A 948-nucleotide genomic window follows, 5' to 3' on the forward strand; every position below is an offset into this window, starting at 1 on the left:
ACTGAGGATTCTAAAGCCCTCTACCATGAATTGGTAACCAATAAAATCATACCGGAAATTAAAGAAGATCATGATAATGAATTAACAAAAGAAGAAATAGATTTGATTGGTAGTCATTTAGATAAAGAAATCGAAGATTTAAACCAACATATCAACAATGAAAAATGTACTAAAACAAGAAAACAAATACGTCTCAAAAGAACTAAAATCAAAAAATACAAAAAGCAAATCAATGATTATTCTGAGCGAAAGTATCGATACGAATTTCAAAAATCTATTTTAAAGGATAGAAATAGTTATTCTAAGACAGATCATGATGCGACATTTATGAGAATGAAAGAAGATCACATGAAAAATGGACAACTTAAGCCAGGGTATAATTTACAAATAGCGACAAATTCCCAATTTGTTTTATCTTATAATGTGTATCAAAATCCAACGGATACTAGAACGATGATTCCATTTTTAAATTCAATTCAAGAGACCTACGGTCATTTACCTGAATATATTGTAGCTGATGCAGGTTATGGTAGTGAATCAAATTATATGGCAATTATAGATGACTTTAATCGAACGCCACTCATAACATATGGAATGTTTATAAAAGATAAAACTAAAAAATATAAAAGTGACATCTTTAATACTCAAAATTGGAACTATGACGAAATTAATGACGAATTCATTTGTCCGAATAATAAACGGCTAGGTTTTAAAAGATATGCCTATCGTCATGATAAGTATGGTTATAAGCGAGACTTCAAATTATATGAATGTGATGATTGTTCAGAATGTCCTCTGAAAAATCAATGTATGAACTTCAATTCAAAAACAAACAAAAAAATAATGAAGAATTATAACTGGGAATATTTTAAATCCCAAATTAACAAAAAGCTTTCAGAACCAGAAACAAAAAATATCTACAGTCAAAGAAAAATTGATGTGGAACCT

1 protein-coding gene is annotated in these 948 nt (G+C 28.6%); it reads left to right on the forward strand.

Translation table 11 applies throughout. The annotated features are described in order from the left end of the window. A partial coding sequence (locus KA858_RS05180; RefSeq protein ID WP_210135185.1) for a transposase occupies positions 1-948 on the forward strand: 948 nt, incomplete at both ends.

The organism is Staphylococcus sp. GDX8P80P, from assembly GCF_017893095.1.
Lineage (GTDB): Bacteria > Bacillota > Bacilli > Staphylococcales > Staphylococcaceae > Staphylococcus > Staphylococcus borealis.